Origin of the sequence: Curtobacterium sp. GC_Cur_3, from assembly GCF_026544205.1 — a bacterium.
Taxonomy (GTDB): Bacteria; Actinomycetota; Actinomycetes; order Actinomycetales; family Microbacteriaceae; genus Curtobacterium.
In genome coordinates this window covers 53,361-67,701 of the sequence record NZ_JALNUI010000012.1, presented here as the reverse complement: position 1 = coordinate 67,701, position 14,341 = coordinate 53,361, and the positions used below count along the sequence as shown (strand labels likewise).

Here is a 14,341-nt window from a genome sequence, read left to right as displayed (position 1 = left end):
GCCTGACTAGACTCGACGACGTACCGAAGGAGAACCACCGTGATCAGTGATGTCATGACCGACGCGACCGCGAAGATGGCGAAGGCCGTCGAGGTCGCCAAGGACGACTTCGCCACCGTCCGAACCGGGCGCATCAACGCCGCGCTCTTCCAGAAGATCCCGGTCGACTACTACGGCTCGCCGACGCCGCTCGCGCAGCTGGCGTCCCTCCAGACGCCGGAGGCCCGCACGCTCATCGTGACGCCCTACGACAAGACGGCGCTGAAGGAGATCGAGCGGGCCATCGCGACCTTCCCGAACCTCGGTGCCAGCCCGACGAACGACGGCGAGATCGTCCGCGTGACGATCCCGGAGCTCACCCAGGACCGCCGCAAGGAGTTCGTGAAGCTCGTGCGCGGCAAGGGCGAGGACCACAAGGTCGTCATCCGCAACATCCGCCGCAAGGCCAAGGACGACCTCGAGTCCCTCAAGGGGGAGGTCTCGGACGACGACATCGCCCGCGGCGACAAGGACCTCGACGCCCTGACGAAGAAGCACGTCGACCTGATCGACGAGTCGCTGAAGAAGAAGGAAGCCGAACTCCTCGAGGTCTGATGCGGCGTCACGACGAGGGCGCCGACCGCCCGACAGCAGATGACCCCCGCCCGCCGGCGAAGGGCCTCCGGCAGGACTTCGATGCCAGGGCCCGCGCCGCGCGGACGGACTTCGAGGCCCAGCTCCGGCAGCGCCGTGCGTCGTTCGATGCGCGCCGTGCGTCCTTCGACGCCCGGAACGAGGCCCTGACCGCTCGCACCGGGCGGAATCTCCCCGCCGCGATCGCCATCGCCCTGGCCTTCGCTGTGGTGATGCTCGGGTCGCTGCTGCTCTGGACCCCGTCCTTCATGGTGGTCGCCGCGTTCCTCCTCGGCTTCGGCGTGTGGGAGCTCGCGGGGGCGATGCGCTTCGCCGGACGAGACGTCCCGCGCATCCCGAGTGTCGCCACGGCAGTCGCGATGGTGCCCGCGGCGTTCCTCGGCGGGCAGGTCCAGGCCCTCTTCACGATCCTCGGCGGCATCGTCGTCATCTCCGTGTGGCGCCTGGTCGAGGTCGCCGTCGCGCGTCCACGGCCGTCCACGGGCAACGTCGTCCGTGACCTCACCAACGGTCTGTTCGTCCAGGCCTACGTCACGCTCCTCGGCGCGTGCGTGGTGCTCCTCTCGACGCTCGAGCGCGGCAACTTCTGGGTGGTCGGCTTCATCCTCGTCGTCGTCGCGGTCGACACCGGTGCCTATGCCACCGGGCTCAACCTCGGCAAGCACCCGATGGCCCCGCGGATCAGCCCGAAGAAGACGTGGGAGGGCTTCGCCGGGTCCGTCGCGGCCAGCATCGTCGTCGGCATCCTGGTGTCCTGGCTGATGCTCGACATGCCGTGGTGGTTCGGCATCATCCTCGGCGTCCTGATCTCCGGATCGGCCACGCTCGGCGACCTGACCGAGTCGATGATCAAGCGCGACCTCGGCATCAAGGACATCTCGTCGTTCCTGCCGGGCCACGGCGGGCTGCTCGACCGGATCGACAGCATCCTGCCGTCAGCGGCGGTCGGCTACGTGCTGTACCTCATCGTCAACCACTGACCCCGCTCCGACGGCAGCGGCCCCCGAGCCCGCGCGTCCAGCCGGTCCCAGGGTGGTGTGCTGGCAGAATGTCGCCGTGCCCACGACGTTCCCGACAACTCCCCGCTCGGTCCTCGGCTACGACGTCGACGAGGTCGACCGTTTCCTCGAGGACGCCCGCCGCGCCTACACCGCGAACGACAGCGCCCCGGGGCTCGAGGCAGCGAAGATCCGAGCGACCGCCTTCTCGATGAAGAAGGGCGGGTACTCCACGCAGCACGTGGACGCCGCGCTCGAGCGGCTCGAGGACGCGTTCGCCGCTCGGGAGCGCGAGCGCGAGATCGCCGACGTCGGGCAGAAGACCTGGTACGCCGACGCCCGCACGAAGGCGTCCGACGTCGTCGAGCGCCTCGACCGTCCCGACGGCCAGCGCTTCCACCGCGTGAACGTCCTGGCCACCGGGTACCACCCGAAGGACGTCGACGCGTTCGCGAAGCGGCTCGGGGGCTACTTCCGCGAGGGCAAGCCGCTGAGCCTGACCGAGGTCCGCTCCATCGTGTTCCGGCCCAAGCACGGCGGGTACCGCGAGGCCCAGGTCGACGCGCTGCTCGACGCCGTCGTCGAGGTCATGCTCGCCGTCCGCTGACCCGCAAGCGACGCGCTGGTGCCAGGTGCTTCGCTTTCCGTGATCGTTCCGTTATCCTGGTCAGACTCATGGGCAGGCACACGGCAGACCTCAGCTCCGACCGCGCATCCCGGCAGCACCTCGACGACCACGTCGTCAGCGAGCGCCGCGCGGCACTGAACCGAACCCGCACAGCGGAGACCCCGGTGCAGTCGGTGGCCCCGACTGCGGCGACTCCAGCGCCGCAGGGTCAGGCACCCGCGCCCGTCGCGCCGAAGTCGGTGGCGGCCAACCGCGTCAGCCCGGCGACGCCCTCGGACCCTCGCGTGGTCAAGCAGCGCCGCGGTGCGCTCGCCCGTACGAGCCCGAAGAACCGCATCGCCCCGCAGGCGCGTCGCACCTCATCGGACGCCGCGCTCAACGGCTTCATGCGTCGTCGCTCCAACGTGCCGGCGCTCTCCTTCTTCGCCGTCGCGCTGCTGGCGTGTGGCTCGCTGTTCAACCCGCTGCAGGCCGACGTCGCCCAGGCTGCCGTCGACACCCCGGTGCTCACCAAGGCACCCGCGGCGCCGCAGCAGTTCAGCGCGCACGGCACCTACGCCGACTTCGACGTCACCCGTGACGGCTACGAGATCATCAAGCCCGTGCCGAAGAAGGTCGTCAAGCCGGCACCGGTCGTGACCGCCACGGACACCACCACCACGACGACCGGGGCAGCGAAGCCCGCGTCCGCTGCTGCCGTCACCCCGTCGAACAGCATCGCCGCCGTCGCCGCGACCCCCGACCCGGGCAGCGCCCAGGCCATCGCGCTCCAGCTCGTCACCGCGCGCGGCTGGGGCAACGACCAGTACAGCTGCCTCGTCTCCCTGTGGAACAAGGAGTCGGGCTGGCGCGTCAACGCCTACAACCCGAGTGGCGCCTACGGCATCCCGCAGGCCCTGCCCGGCAGCAAGATGGCGACCGCCGGCGCCGACTGGCAGACGAACCCGGCCACGCAGATCACCTGGGGCCTGAACTACATCTCCGGCGTCTACGGCACCCCGTGCGGCGCCTGGGGTCACAGCCAGTCCTTCAACTGGTACTGATCGGCAGCCCCCACCAGTGCCGCGCAGCAACCGGCCGCGGCGACCGAAGGGTCGAGCCGACGCCGCTCGGGTCGAGGACGTCGAGGAGCCCTTCGGTCTCGACCGCCTCATGAGCGGCTGGAAGCGGACCGAGGTCCGACGCGGTCGTGAGTACGCCGTGCAGCCGATCTCGGCCGCGTCCGCGCAGAAGGAGTACCTCTGCCCGGGCTGCGGCCTGACGATCGAGCCGGGCGTCGCGCACGTGGTGGTCTGGCGCGCCGACGGCGTCCTCGGGGACGCGGCCGACCTGGCATCCCGTCGGCACTGGCACAACCACTGCTGGAGGACCGCGTGACGAACGCCGACGACCGAGCTGACGCGGACACCGAGATCCGGTCCTCGACGGTGTTGCCCGCCGTCCGCACGGACGTCGAGCTCGTGACGGACGACCACCTCACCCTGGTCGGGGAGCTCGCGGAACCGCAGGGCCGACCCGCTCGCGGCACGATCGTCACCCTGCACCCGCTGCCCACCGCGCAGGGCTTCATGGACTCCCACGTCCTGAAGAAGGCCGCAGCTCGGCTGCCGGAGCTCGCCGACATCGCGGTGCTCCGCTTCAACTTCCGCTCGGTGACCTCCCCGCGCGGCACGTCCGAGGGGACCTTCGGCGACGGCGTCTCCGAGGGCTTCGACCTCCGCGCCGCCGTGGCCGACGTCACCGCACGCGGGCTGCCGACGCCGTGGCTCGTCGGGTGGTCCTTCGGGACGGAGGTCATCCTCAAGCACGCGCTCGAACACGTCGAGGCCGGCACCGTCGCCGGGGCCGTCCTGCTCTCGCCGCCGCTGCACCGTACGACCGACGAGGAACTCGCCCGCTGGGCCGCCGTCGACGTGCCCGTGGTCGCGCTGGTGCCCGAGCACGACGACTTCCTGCAGCCCGACGACGCTGCCCGGCGGTTCGCGGTCGCGCCGAACGTCCGCGTCGTGCCGGTCGCGGGTGCGAAGCACCTCTGGGTGGGGGAGCGGTACGTCCGCGTCGTCCTCGACGCCGTCGCGGACCTGGTCGTCCCGGGCTCGGCACCGCTGCCGACGCACTGGCCGCACTGAGCACCGCACCACGGTACGGAGGTGAGCCGACCTGGAGGACCGGGTCGAGCCTCCAGGCCGAGTCGCCTCAGGGGTCGGTCGCCTCAGGAGTCGGTCGCGTCCACCCGGTTCGGGGCGTCCTCGACGACACCGGCGGCGTGCGACAGGACGCCGCGCAGGTTCTCCAGGTAGCCGGCGACCGCTTCGCGCTCGGTGCGGATCGCGGCGAGCCGGTCCTCGGCCTCCGCGATCTGGCTGGCGGTGCGCTCCTCGGCCTCGGCGACGAGCTGGTGCGCACGCTCCTGCGCGTCGGACAGGAGCCGGCGGGCGTGTTCCTCGGCGTCCGAGGTGCTGGTGCGCTCGAGGTCGTTGGCTTCCTGTCGGAGGTGCTCAGCACGCTCGCGGGCCTCGGTCGCGCGCCGGGTGGCCTCGGCGAGCTGCAGGTTCGCCTCGTCCAGGTAGCGCTGCGTCTCCGTGACGGTCTCGTGGTGCTTCTGCAGGTAGTCCTGCTCGGCGTCGTCACGTCGGGCGGCGAGCTCCGACTCCAGGGTCGTGCGGGCCTCGTCGCGCTCCCGGGCGATCTCGGCGAGGGCTTCGTCGCGCTCCTTGACCAGGCCGGCCCTGGCGGTGTCGATCTCCTGCCGGAGCGCGGTCCGCTCGGCTTCGAGCGTGCCGAGTTCGGCGCTGCGACGCTCGGCGATCTCGGAGTCGACCTCGGCGTGCTCGCGCTCGCGTCGGGCGGCCAGTTCGGCGTCGTGGTCCTGCGCGGCGCGCTCGGCGGTGGCGAGGGCCTCGGCGCGCTCGCGCTCGATGCGTTCGCGGTGCTCCTCGGTCTCGCGGGCGATCCGCGCGGCGGACTCCTGCAGCAGTCGGTCGTTCTCGGCGGCGGTCTGCTCCTGGTCGACCTGGAGCTGCGCGTGGACGGCATCGGTTTCCTGCGCGAGGGCCGTACGTGCGGAGGCGAGCTCGCGCTCCCATCCGGCGCGGGCGGCGGCGAGGTCCTCGTCGTGCTCACGACGGCGGTCCGCCAGTTCGGCGGCGAGCTCGGCGCGGCGGGCCTCGACCTCCGACGCCAGGTCGGCGCGGCCGGTCTCGAGTTCGAGCTCGAAGGCACGGCGGCGCTCGGTGTGCTCGTGTTCCCAGGCGGCGCGGCCGTCGGTGACCTCACGCTCGAGGGCTTCGCGGCGGGTGCGCTCGTCGCGGTCGAGGTCCTCGACACGTCGGGCGTGGTCGGCCTCGAACACGCTGCGCCGGTGCTCGGTCTCGCGGTCGAGGTCGGCTGCGGCGCCACGGGCGGCTGCGGCCTCACGCTGGGCGAGCTCGCGGAGTTCGGCGACCTCGTGCTCGGCGCGGGCGCGCAGTGCGTTCGTCTCGCGGATGGCGACCGAGCGGGTCTCGGCGGCCTCGGTGACGGCGGCACCGCGCATCGCGGCGGCCTCGTTACGGGCGTCCTGCGTGAGCATGCCGGCTTCGGCGCGGGCACGCTCGACGGTGTCGCCGGACTCGGCGCGGGCGCGGGCGAGCTCGTTCGTGGCGCGGGTCCTGGCGTCCTCGAGCGTCTCGCGCGCTTCTTCCTGGGCTTCGCGGACGGTGCGGTCGGCTTCGGCGCGGCTCGAGGCGCGGAGGCGCTGGGCGTCGATGTCGGCCTGGGCGATCAGGCGGGTGGACTGCTCCTCGGCGACGCGGAGGGTGGACTCCAGGCGCGTGCCGAGTCCGCTGTACGTGGGGGTGCCGGCCTCGTCGAGCTCGCTCTGCATGTCCGTGACGCGTGACTGCAGGAGACGGATCTCCTTGGCGGCCTCGGCGCGGTCGGTGTTGGACTTGATGAGCTCACGACGGAGGTCGTTCAGCGCCCGGTCGACCTCGTCCTTGCGGTAGCCCCGCAGCTCGGTCCCGAACTCTGCCTCGTCGTTCGCCACGTGTCGCTCCCACTGGTCCACTCGGGCGGCCCGGTGCCGCCCGCGCCCCGATTGTAGTGGTGCCCCGATGGGCAGGGCTGTGCTCGCGGACAGCGTGACGGGATGCGCTTCACAGTGGTTCTCGCGTAGCCTGGGGCGTTGATTCGCGCCGATCCCCCCACCCCGGCGCGGAGGGAGAGAGTTCCGTGCGATTCGTCCTGGCGATCGTCAGTTTCGTGATCGGGCTGCTGCTCGTCGGCCTGGGGGTCGCCGAGCGGACCGTCTTCGCTCCGCCGTCCTCGATCGTCGCGCAGACGTCCACGACCACGAAGGCCCCCGTGACCGTCATCCCCGGCTCCGTGCTCAACGCGAACCCCGGCTACCAGCGGATCAGCGTCTCCGGGTCCGGCAAGGTCTTCGCCGCCTACGGCAAGACCTCGGACGTGGACGCCTGGGTGGGTGACGCCCGCCACCGCACGCTCCGGTACGACGCCGACCAGTCCCGACTCGTCGCGAAGACCGCCGGCAGCGACACCACCGTGCCGGACCCGAAGGGCAGCGACCTCTGGTACCAGGAGTACGACGACGCCGGGCAGTTCACCGTCCGGCTGCCCGACGACGTCTCCGTGCTCATCGTCGGCGAGGGCTCGTCGGCAGCACCGTCGGACGTCTCGGTCACCTGGCCGCGCGACACCTCCACGCCGTCCGTGGGTCCGCTCATGACCGCCGGCGGCATCTTCGTGCTCGGCGGCATCGTGCTGCTGGTCTGGGCGTTCCTGCACCAGCGCCGATCCCGCGGTCCGCGCCGTCGCAGTGGCGGGACGCGTCCTCCCCGCGTGCGGGCCTCGCGCCGCGCCGCTGCCGCCGGTGCCCAGGTGCCCGCCAGGTCCCGCCGCGGGCGTCGTTCGCTGATCGCGGTGCCGGTCGTCCTGCTCGGCGCACTGTCGCTCGCCGGCTGCTCGTCGGAGTACTGGCCCCAGGGCGGCGTCGCGGCGACCCCGACCCCGACTGCCTCGGCGACCGGAGCAGCCGAGCAGGCCGAGCCGACCGCCGCGACCCGGCAGCAGATCACCCGCGTGGTCCAGCGCATCGCCGACGTCGCGTCGAAGGCGGACTCCGACAAGGACGCTGACCTCGCAGGCACCCGGTTCACCGGGCCCGCGCTCGACCTCCGGAAGGCCAACTACACGATCCGTGACGCGGACGAGGACGTCCAGGCGCCGCCGACGATCTCGGCCGCCGACGTCTCGGTCGCGCTCCCGCAGCAGACCGACAGCTGGCCGCGCACCGTGTTCGTCGTCACGTCGGACCCCTCCGACCAGAAGACGGCACCGCAGGCGCTCACGCTCGTGCAGGAGTCGGCACGCGACGACTACAAGGTGATGTACGACGTCTCGCTCGAGGCCGATGCCACCCTGCCGTCCGTCGCCCCCGTGTCGATCGGCACCGCGCAGCTCGCCTCGGACTCCCCGCTCCTGGCGATCGCCCCTGACCAGGTCGCGAAGGCCTACGGCGACGTCCTGTCGAAGGACGCCGACAGCGAGTACGCCGACCTGTTCCAGAGCGACGGCGACGACCTCCGGCCGAAGATCGGCAAGGACTACAAGGACAAGAAGTCCGAGGCCCTGCCCGACACCGCCAAGATCGAGTACTCGTCCGAGTCGCCGGACGGCAGTGCCGTCGCCCTGGCGACGAACGGTGCCGGTGCACTCGTGTCGGTCAGCCTCGACGAGATCGAGAAGGTCACGCCGACGGCCACCGGGGCCTCCGTCAACACCGAGGGCGCCGTGAAGGCCCTGTCCGGTGTCGACTCCAGCAAGAAGGGCGTGAGCGCCACCTACGGCGTCCAGCTGCTCTTCTCCGTGCCGGCCGTCGGGTCGGACGACAAGATGGTCCTGCTCGGGTTCACCCAGGGCCTGATCGCAGCGAGTGAGGTGCAATGACGAACGTCCCCCCGACCCCGTCCGGACTCCGCGGAGCCGTCGACCTGTCTTCCCTGGTCGAGCGTGCGCAGCGACCGGCAGGACAGCCGACCGGTCCCGGTGCCGCGGGCCCCGGTGCCACCGGTCCCACCGGAGTTCCCGGTGCCGGCGTCCCCGGCAGCGAGACCGCCGGCGACCTGACCGTTCCGTCGCTCGTCCTCGACGTCACCGACCAGAGCTTCCAGGACATCCTGCAGCTCTCGACCATCGTCCCCGTGATCGTGGACATCTGGGCCGAGTGGTGCGGGCCGTGCAAGCAGCTCTCGCCGATCCTCGAACGGTTGACCGCGGAGTACGACGGCCGCGTCCTGCTGGCCAAGGTCGACGCCGACACGAACCCGCAGCTCGTGCAGGCCTTCCAGGCGCAGTCGATCCCGACCGTGGCCGCCGTCATCGCCGGACGCCCGCTGGGGTTGTTCGTCGGTGCGCTGCCCGAGGCCGAGGTCCGTGACGTCTTCGAGCAGGTGCTCCAGGCTGCCGAGCAGAACGGCGTCTCCGGGCGCGTGACCGTCGACGGCGCCGGTGTCGACACCGAGGCCGTCGAGCAGGGCGAGCCCGAGCCGGAGCCGCTGCCGCAGCACCACCAGGCCGCCTACGACGCCATCGAGCAGGGCGACTACGCCACCGCCATCCAGGAGTACAAGACCGCCATCCTGCAGGACCCGCACGACCAGATGGCCGTCGCGGGACTGGCGCAGGTGTCGCTCCTCGACCGGCTCGCCGGGCACACCGCCGACGAGATCCGCGCTGCCGCCGGCGCCGGGCCGCACGACGTCGAGGCCCAGCTCGCCGTGGCCGACCTCGACATCAGCGGTGGACACGTCGAGGACGCCTTCGGGCGGCTGCTCGACCTGGTGCCGACCGTGTTCGGCGACCAGCGTGAGGCGCTCCGCGTCCGGCTCGTCGAGTACTTCGAGCTGATCGGTGCGGAGGACCCGCGCGTCGTGGCGGCACGCCGCCGCCTGGCGAGCGCGCTGTACTGAGCACACGGGGGAGTCGCGAGACACCCCCGTCTGCTCGAGACGCCCCCGAGCGCTCGAGACACCGCCGGAATCGGCGGCGTTCCGAGTCGCCGGGGGCGTCTCGCTGTCGCGGCCATCCACGGACGGGAGGCTCGGTGCCGGCTGGTACCGAGCCTCCCGTCCGTCGTGTGGGCGGTTCCGCCCATCACGGGCGCTGTGGGATGTGGAATCGCGCGTTGCGGGTCGGAAGATCCGACCCGCAACGCGCGATTCCTCTCGCTCCGCGCGATTCGACTCGCTCCGCGTGGGACGTGCACGTGCACGGGCGGGCACCCCCGCCGCACAGACGAACGCGCGGAGGGGGTCGGCTGGGCCGACCTCCTCCGCGTGTCCGCACTGCCCCCGGACTACGGGGCGAGCTTCAGCCAGACGGCGCCGAGCGGGGGCACCACGAGGTTCGCCGAGGCCGGGCGACCGGCCCACGGGACGTCCTCGGCGGTGACGACACCGAGGTTGCCGACGCCGGACCCGCCGTACTCGGCTGCGTCGGTGTTGAGGACCTCGTGCCAGGCACCGGCCGTCGGCAGGCCGAAGCGCCGCTCGACGGGCACGCCGGAGAAGTTCACGAAGACCGCGAGGCGCTCGTCACCGGCCTTGCGCAGGAACCCGATCGTGGCGTGGGGAGCGTCGCCGCCCTCGAGCCACTCGAAGCCCTCGGCGGTGCTGTCGTGCGTCCACAGCGCGGGGGTGTCCTTGTACACGCTGTTGAGCTCGGCGACGAGGTCCTGCACGCCACGGTGACCCGGGTCGTCGAGGTGCCACCAGTCGAGCCCGCGGGCCTCGGACCACTCGCCGATCTGGGCGAACTCCTGGCCCATGAACAGCAGCTGCTTGCCGGGGTGCGACCACATGAACGCGAGGTAGGCGCGCACGTTGGCGAGCTTCTGCCACTCGTCGCCGGGCATTTTGCCGTAGAGCGAGCCCTTGCCGTGCACGACCTCGTCGTGGCTGATCGGCAGGGTGAACTGCTCGCTGAACGCGTACACGAACGAGAACGTCAGCTCGTCGTGGTGGTACGAGCGGTACGCCGGGTCACGCTGCACGTACTCGAGCGAGTCGTGCATCCACCCCATGTTCCACTTCTGCCCGAAGCCGAGGCCGCCGGCACTGGTGGGCTGGGTGACGCCCGGCCACGAGGTGCTCTCCTCGGCGATCATGACGATGCCCGGGTAGCGCTTGTACGCGGTGGCGTTGGTCTCCTGCAGGAACGAGATCGCCTCGAGGTTCTCGCGTCCGCCGTGGATGTTCGGCAGCCACTCCGTGCGGGAGTAGTCGAGGTACAGGATCGAGGCGACGGCGTCCACGCGGAGGCCGTCGATGTGGAACTCCTCCATCCAGTACAGCGCGTTCGCGACCAGGAAGTTCTTCACCTGCGGCTGCCCGAAGTCGAACACGTAGGTGCCCCAGTCGAGCTGCTCGCCGCGGCGGGGGTCCGGGTGCTCGAAGAGCGCGTAGCCGTCGAACTTCGCCAGCGCCCACTCGTCCTTCGGGAAGTGCCCGGGGACCCAGTCCATGATCACGCCGATGCCGGCCGAGTGCAGCCGGTCGATCAGGTAGCGGAGGTCGTCGGGGCTGCCGTAGCGGGAGGTCGGGGCGTAGTACCCGGTGACCTGGTAGCCCCACGACCCACCGAAGGGGTGCTCGGACAGGGGCAGGAACTCGATGTGCGTGAACCCGAGGTGCTGCACGTGCCCGATGAGCTCGTCGGCGACGTCGCGGTACGACAGGCCCGGACGCCAGGAGCCGAGGTGGACCTCGTACACGCTCATCGGGCGATCGTGTGTCGTCGCGGCGGCGCGGTCCGCCATCCACTGGCGGTCCCCGTCCGACCATGCGTAGGAGGAGCTCGTGATGACCGACGCCGTCAGCGGCGGGACCTCGGCGCGACGCGCGAAGGGGTCGGCGCGCTCGACCCAGCCGCTGTCGGTGAGGATCTGGAACTTGTACCGCTGCCCGTCGAGGGCACCCGGCCAGAAGAGCTCCCAGACGCCGAGGTCGTTCAGGCGGCGCATCGCGGTGGTGCGGCCCTCCCAGCCCTCGAAGTCGCCGATCACGCGGACGGCGGTGGCCCGGGGGGCCCAGACGGCGAACGCGACGCCGTCGACGCCGTCGACGGTCGTGACGTGGGCACCGAGGTGGTTCCAGAGCTGCTCGTCGCGGCCCTCACCGAACAGGTGCAGGTCGAGTTCGCCGAGCGTCGGCGGGAACCGGTAGGCGTCGTCGCTGGTCCACGTCGTGTCGTCCTCGACGTACTCGGACTCGACGCGGTACCGGCCGAGTTCGCCGGTCGTGGCGCCGGACCAGAGGCCGTCGCCCTCGTGGGCGAGCTCGATGTCGTCGCCGTCCGGACGGACGATGCGGACGGCCTCGGCGAGGTGGCGGACGACGCGCACACTGGTGCCGCCGTCGACCGGGTGCGGGCCGAGCACGTCGTGCGGCTGGGACCAGCGGCCCTCGGCGACCTGCTGGCGCAGCCACTCCTCGAGGGGAGCGGGTCGTGGCTCGACGGTCGCCGCGGCAGCGTCGGCCGTGGTGGTCGTGCCGTCGGACGGCTCGGCGGCTGCGGCCGACTCAGCGACGTCCTGTGCGGTGGTCGCCGGGGTGGTGTCTGCCGGAGTGGTGTCCGCCGGGGTCGCGTCCACCGCTTCGGCGTGACGGGGGTGCGGTGTGTCCAGGCCACCGGCGAGCGTCGCCGACTCGGGCACGTCACGGTCGGGGGACTCGCGGCGCGGCAGTCGGGCACCGGGGAGGTCCTCTCCGGGGGCCGACGTCCGCGGCTCGGTGCGGGGCACAGCCTGGGGAGCGCGCGACGGCACCGGTGCGGGGACCGGGCGGCTCGGGACCGGGGACCCGGCGCCCAGGCCGGCGGCGTCCGCAGCGTCGACGGGGTCGAGCGCGTCAGCGGGGTCCGCGGTGGGGTCGACGTGCTTCGCCGGGTGCTCGGAGCGTGCGGGCGGGGGCGGCGGCTGGACCGGGGGCACGCTCGGCCCCTGGCCCCGGTCGCGGGGTTCGATCCGCTCGGGGTTGTGGTGGTCGGTCATCGGTGGGGTCCTTCCACGACGAGCAGGTGCACGGGCTCCTGGAATGCGTCCAGGCGGACGTAGTTCGACGATCCCCAGACCCAGCGCGCACCCGTGACGACGTCGCGGACGTCGAACGACTGCTCGGGGTCGAGTCCGAGTGCAGCGAGGTCGAGGTGCACCGTGGTCTCACGGGCGGAGTGGGGGTCGACGTTCGCGACGACGATCACGGTGTCGGCGCGGCCCGAGCGGATGAACTGCCCGGGGAGGTGCTTGGAGTACACGACGATGGCGTCGTCCTCGCTGGTGTGCACGTGCAGGTTCCGGAGCTGCCGGAGCGCGGGGTGCGCCTGCCGGAAGCGGTTCAGCATCGTGACGTACGGCGCCAGGCTCGCGCCCTCGGCCTCGGCGAGGGCGAAGTCGCGCGGCTTGTACTCGTACTTCTCGTTGTCGATGTTCTCCTCGGAGCCCGGGCGTGCGACGTCCTCGAAGAGCTCGTAGCCGGCGTACATGCCCCACGTCGGAGCGCCCGTCGCGGCGAGCGCAGCGCGGATCTTGTACCCAGCGCGACCACCGAACTGCAGGAACTCGGTGAGGATGTCCGGCGTGTTCACGAACAGGTTCGGACGGAGGTAGTCCGAGGTCTCGTGGGCGAGCTCGTCGAAGTAGTCCGCGATCTCGTCCTTCGTGTTGCGCCACGTGAAGTACGAGTACGACTGCTGGAAGCCGGCCTCGGCCAGGGCCCGCATCATCGCCGGGCGGGTGAAGGCCTCGGCGAGGAACACGGTGTCGGGGTGCTCGTCGCGGATCTCCCGGATGACGCGCTCCCAGAACCAGAGCGGCTTGGTGTGCGGGTTGTCGACGCGGAAGATCCGGATGCCGAACGCGATCCAGTGGCGCAGGACCCGCTCGACCTCGACGACCAGGCCCTCGGGGTCGGAGTCGAACTGGATCGGGTAGATGTCCTGGTAGCGCTTCGGCGGGTTCTCCGCGGTCGCGATGGAGCCGTCGGCGCGCGTGGTGAACCACTCCGGGTGCTCGGTGACCCAGGGGTGGTCGGGGGAGCACTGCAGCGCGAAGTCGAGCGCGACCTCCATCCCGGTGTTCTTCGCCGTCTCGACGAAGTCGCGGAAGTCGTCCTCGGTGCCGAGGTCGGGGTGGATGGCGTCGTGGCCGCCCTCGGCCGAACCGATCGCCCAGGGGCTGCCCGGGTCGTTCGGGCCGGCGTCGAGCGTGTTGTTCGGGCCCTTCCTGGCGGTGTGCCCGATCGGGTGGATCGGCGGCAGGTAGATCACGTCGAAGCCCATCCGGGCGACGGCGGGGAGGCGGCGGGCGGCGGTGCGGAAGTCACCGCTCTTCCAGGAGCCGTCGGCGTTCCGCTTGGCGCCTTCACTGCGGGGGAAGAACTCGTACCAGGCGCCGACACCGGCGCGCGTGCGCTCGACGTCGAGCAGCTGCACGGGGGAGTCGGTGCGGAGCGAGGTGACGGGCGACTCCTCGACCTCGGACAGGATGCGCGGGTCGTCGACCGCCGCGAGGCGGTCGGCGGCGTCGAGCTCCGTGTCGCGCATGCGGGCGGCGGCACGGGTCGCGGCGGGGGAGTCGGTCTCCGCCGCCAGCCGGTCGAGCAGCACGGCGCCGTCGAGCAGCGTGGCTTCGGTGTCGACACCGGCGGCGATCTTCAGCCGGGCGCCGTGGAGCCAGGATGCCCAGTCGTCGGAGTAGGCCTCGACGTGCCAGGTCCACACGCCGACGTGGTCGACCTGGACGGTCGCCTCGTACCGGTCGGTGCCGGCGGCGGCGAGGCGCAGTGGGACGGTCCTGGTCCCCCCGTCGGGTCGTTCCAGGACGACGTCGGCGCCGATCACGCCGTGGCCTTCCCGGAAGACGGTCGCGCCGAACGTGATCACCTCGCCGTCGAAGGCCTTGCCGGGGAAGCCGTTGGGCGTCCTCGGGGTGAGTTCGGTGATCGGGATGCGCCCGATCTTCGGACGCCGGGGTCGGTCTGCGGTGGCCACGGAGCAGACGCTACCCGGCGCGGCGCTCCGTGTT

The 14,341-nt window shown here is 71.7% G+C and carries 11 protein-coding genes; 8 read left to right on the top strand and 3 right to left on the bottom strand.

The genetic code is table 11. The features are described from left to right. Positions 1 to 39 precede the first annotated feature (39 nt). From frr to OXR63_RS08180, 6 genes are all read left to right on the top strand, one after another. Positions 40 to 594: a ribosome recycling factor gene (frr, locus tag OXR63_RS08205; protein WP_267421789.1), complete on the top strand. Its 555-nt coding sequence runs from the start codon at positions 40 to 42 to the stop codon at positions 592 to 594. Continuing rightward, positions 594 to 1,613 (top strand): phosphatidate cytidylyltransferase, encoded by a 1,020-nt coding sequence (locus tag OXR63_RS08200; protein WP_267421788.1) that lies wholly within the window; start codon positions 594 to 596, stop codon positions 1,611 to 1,613. The genes frr and OXR63_RS08200 overlap by 1 nt, the downstream gene beginning before the upstream one ends. A 76-nt stretch (positions 1,614 to 1,689) precedes the next feature. Beyond that, complete coding sequence (locus OXR63_RS08195; RefSeq protein WP_194660295.1) at positions 1,690 to 2,238, top strand: DivIVA domain-containing protein; 549 nt, start codon at positions 1,690 to 1,692, stop codon at positions 2,236 to 2,238. A gap of 407 nt (positions 2,239 to 2,645) precedes the next feature. Beyond that, on the top strand, positions 2,646 to 3,302 hold the full coding sequence (locus OXR63_RS08190; protein ID WP_441315720.1) for a transglycosylase SLT domain-containing protein: 657 nt from the start codon (positions 2,646 to 2,648) through the stop codon (positions 3,300 to 3,302). Positions 3,303 to 3,318: 16 nt separating this feature from the next. Further along, the gene (locus OXR63_RS08185) at positions 3,319 to 3,636 is read left to right on the top strand and encodes a hypothetical protein (RefSeq protein WP_267421781.1); all 318 of its coding nucleotides are present in this window, start codon (positions 3,319 to 3,321) and stop codon (positions 3,634 to 3,636) included. Continuing rightward, positions 3,633 to 4,388, top strand: a complete 756-nt coding sequence (locus OXR63_RS08180) for an alpha/beta hydrolase (RefSeq protein ID WP_267421778.1) — start codon at positions 3,633 to 3,635, stop codon at positions 4,386 to 4,388. The genes OXR63_RS08185 and OXR63_RS08180 overlap by 4 nt, the downstream gene beginning before the upstream one ends. A gap of 83 nt (positions 4,389 to 4,471) precedes the next feature. Here the strand turns inward: OXR63_RS08180 and OXR63_RS08175 are convergent, their stop codons facing one another. Next, positions 4,472 to 6,286, bottom strand: a complete 1,815-nt coding sequence (locus tag OXR63_RS08175; protein ID WP_267421776.1) for a hypothetical protein — start codon at positions 6,284 to 6,286, stop codon at positions 4,472 to 4,474. Positions 6,287 to 6,471: 185 nt separating this feature from the next. On the opposite strand from OXR63_RS08175, the gene OXR63_RS08170 reads away from it, so the two are divergent. Both OXR63_RS08170 and OXR63_RS08165 read left to right on the top strand, forming a co-directional pair. Then, a complete protein-coding gene (locus OXR63_RS08170; protein WP_267421774.1) occupies positions 6,472 to 8,208 on the top strand; it encodes a hypothetical protein in 1,737 nt (578 codons plus the stop codon). Next, positions 8,205 to 9,230, top strand: coding sequence for a tetratricopeptide repeat protein (locus OXR63_RS08165; protein WP_267421772.1), 1,026 nt, complete (start codon positions 8,205 to 8,207; stop codon positions 9,228 to 9,230). The genes OXR63_RS08170 and OXR63_RS08165 overlap by 4 nt, the downstream gene beginning before the upstream one ends. Positions 9,231 to 9,616: 386 nt before the next feature. Here the strand turns inward: OXR63_RS08165 and glgB are convergent, their stop codons facing one another. After that, positions 9,617 to 12,310, bottom strand: a complete 2,694-nt coding sequence (gene glgB / locus OXR63_RS08160; RefSeq protein WP_267421770.1) for a 1,4-alpha-glucan branching protein GlgB — start codon at positions 12,308 to 12,310, stop codon at positions 9,617 to 9,619. Continuing rightward, entirely contained in the window at positions 12,307 to 14,307 is a 2,001-nt protein-coding gene (locus OXR63_RS08155; RefSeq protein ID WP_267421769.1) for an alpha-1,4-glucan--maltose-1-phosphate maltosyltransferase, read from the bottom strand. Before OXR63_RS08155 ends, glgB begins: the two co-directional genes overlap by 4 nt. Positions 14,308 to 14,341 lie beyond the last annotated feature (34 nt).